Origin of the sequence: Eggerthella sp. (genome assembly GCF_048329335.1) — a bacterium.
Classification (GTDB): Bacteria; Actinomycetota; Coriobacteriia; order Coriobacteriales; family Eggerthellaceae; genus Eggerthella; species Eggerthella lenta.
The window spans coordinates 1-2,349 of the sequence record NZ_DBFEGU010000034.1; the positions used below are offsets into that span (position 1 = coordinate 1).

2 protein-coding genes are annotated in these 2,349 nt (G+C 68.5%); both read right to left on the bottom strand.

What is annotated here, in order from left to right; genetic code table 11:
• A partial coding sequence (locus ACMO6A_RS01265; protein WP_418470671.1) for an alpha/beta fold hydrolase occupies nucleotides 1-746 on the bottom strand: 746 nt, incomplete at its 3' end.
• A 323-nt stretch (nucleotides 747-1,069) separates the two neighbouring features.
• The coding region (locus ACMO6A_RS01270) for a thiamine pyrophosphate-dependent enzyme (RefSeq protein WP_418470672.1) at nucleotides 1,070-2,349 on the bottom strand (1,280 nt) is incomplete at its 5' end.

The following is a 2,349-nucleotide window of genomic DNA, read 5'->3' on the forward strand; positions in this document are numbered from 1 at the left end:
GCCGGACGCATGGCGAACGACGCCGAGGCTCTTGCGCGCACGTTCGAGCAAGCCGGCCAGCACGTCATGCCGTCGCGTGCGGAAACGCTCGAAACGCTCGCCGTCCTGCGCGCCGGCGGCAGGTCGCGCTGGCTGGCGAACAGGGGCAGCTGCTCCCAGAAATCCATGAAGGCTTCCAGGCCGTCGGCGCGCAGACGGGTCGCGCAGGCGGCATCGCGCTTGGCGGCCGCTTCGCGCTCGGCCTGCGTGGCGGAACCGAACCCGGCGGCTTCCAGGATGACCGCGGAGAACGCGCGCGGGTCGCTATGCAGCGCTGCAAGCGTCACGCGGCCGCCCATGGAGTAGCCGAGAACCGCGGGACGGACGCCCTCGGCATCGGCGATCACGCGCGCGAAGGCCAGCAACGCCTCGCCCTGCGCGTCCAGCGCGTAAGCGCGCGGATTGGCCGGGCGCTCGCTTCCACCGTGTCCCACCAGGTCGAGGGCGTACACCGGCCGGCCGGTTGCGGCTAGCTCGCTCGCCGTCGCGTTCCATGACGCCGAGCTCTGCGCGAACCCGTGCAGCAAGATAAGGGGCACAGCGGACTCGCGGCACGCGGCAGCAATCGCGCAGCCCTCGTCGGGCGCAAGGTCGGCCGCAGAAGCCTCAGCCGCCGGCGCTTTCCACACCTGAAACGAGAAGGATGCTCCACCGCACGAGAAGCGGCGCGTCTCGACGGCGCTCATCATCGGATCCCAAAAGCGCATGCCGCGGCGCCATGCTCCACGCAACCGAGAAACGGCGAGCGCGTGCCGCGGAATTCGGCCGGAACCTCAAAATGTGGCACGGATATACGGATTGGGCACGCTTTCGCCTCGGAAATCACCTGAAGAGCCGATGTGTCTCGACATAATCCCAGGTCGCGGTTTTTCTCGGTCGAAACCTTCTGCCCTAACCGTACATTCGTGCCACATTTTGAGAACCGAACCGCGAAACCCCCGCTCGAACCGCCGTCGTCGAACGGGCGCTTACCGCATTCGCCAGATATCCATGCCATCCGCCTTGCCCCCCCCCAACTCGCCGCCTACCGTTACGACCAGTACGGGGCGTAGCGTTCGGGGAGGCCTTCGAGGGGCACGCGCACCTCGACGAGCGAGATGCCCGGCACGCCAAGCGCTTCGTCGTAGGCCGCGTCGAACTCGGCCACGGTTTCCACCAGGCGGTGCGGTACGCCGAACGCCTGGGCGGCGGCGCCGAACTCCACGTCCTGGGGCGTGAGGAACAGCCGCTCGAAGTACGCGTCTTCCGAGCGTTGGGGCAGCATGTCGAAGATGCCGCCGCCGTTGTTGTTCAGCAGCACGATGACGATGCTGCGATCGGGGCCGCCCGACGCGCGCTGCACGCGCAGCTCGCGCTGCAACGCCAGCGCGTTCAGGTCGTGCAGCAGCGTCAAGTCGCCCGTGAGCAGGGTCGTTTGCTCGAAATGCTGCGCGGCGCCCAGCGCCGTGGACACGGTTCCGTCGATGCCGTTCAGCCCGCGGTTGCACAACACCGCCAGCCGCCTGCCGCCCTTCGCATAGAACGTGTCGAGGGCGCGCACGCTCATGGAGTTCGCCGCGAACAGGCACGACCCCTCCGGGGCGCGCTCGGCCACGCGGCGCACGAACGCGCCTTCGAAGCCGGCCTCCACCGCATCCACCGCATCGACGCGCGCGGAGGCCGCGGCGTTCGCCTCCAACCATGCCGCCGCGAAAGCGCGCTGCCGGCCGTCAGCGGCATCTTCGCCGCCGAGGCCCTGCTTCGCCGCCAGCATCGTTTGCGAGAAATCGAGCGGCGTGCAGCGCAGGTGCACGCCGGTGGCGCAGTTGAAATCGCGCGTCTCGAGCGGATCCACCACGATATTGATCGCGCCCGCGTTCGCCAAAAACGCGGTGGCGCGCTTCGACACCGGATAACGGCCGAAGCGGATGACCGCCTCGGGAACCAGTGCATCGAATGGAGCGCCTAGCACGGTGTCGTACCGGTCGATGACCAGCGGGTCGGCGGCGGTGCGCAAGCCCGAAAGCGGATCGGCCAGCAGCGGGTACTCGAACGACTCGGCCCAGGCCAACAGCGCACCCATCTCGTCCGTCGTCGCGCACGACCCCTCGCCCGCCGCCACCAGCACCCGACGACCGCGCAGCAGTTCGAGCACGCGAGCGGAATCCATCGGATCGAGGTAAGTCGACGGATGGATGAGGCGCAGATCGGACGGCGCATTCAACGCGCTTCGGCCGGTTTCGAACAGCCCTTCGACCCGCAGGTCGGGCTTGAGCGGTTCGTCGAACGGGAAGTTGAAGTGCACGGGCCCGCCCAGGCACGCGCCTGCGA